Annotated in this window: 1 protein-coding gene; it reads right to left on the minus strand. The window is 42.2% G+C overall.

The annotated features are described in order from the left end of the window. A partial coding sequence (locus AAEY83_RS14560) for a Clp protease N-terminal domain-containing protein (RefSeq protein ID WP_351059978.1) occupies nucleotides 1-277 on the minus strand: 277 nt, incomplete at both ends.

A 277-nucleotide genomic window follows, 5' to 3' on the forward strand; every position in this document is an offset into this window, starting at 1 on the left:
GTGCCAATATAACCCATTCTGTTGCAATAAAATCATCACCAGCTTTTTGCGCTTGGCGATCGGCCAAATTTAGAATTTTAACTGCGTTTGGATTTAGATTTACATCACCGGTAGGTTCAGCAATCTTAGCTTGATTGTCCAATGCCTTCGCCACGCCATTCTTTAATGCTGGAATAGATGCACCTGCTTGCTGACAGATAGACAAGTTAGACTCATCCTGTAATAAAACTGCCAGTAAATGCACCGGATCAATCCCAGTATTATCACGACCTAGTGC

The sequence above is a fragment of the Psychrobacter sp. TB20-MNA-CIBAN-0197 genome (genome assembly GCF_040309765.1).
In the GTDB taxonomy this organism is placed as follows: Bacteria; Pseudomonadota; Gammaproteobacteria; order Pseudomonadales; family Moraxellaceae; genus Psychrobacter; species Psychrobacter submarinus.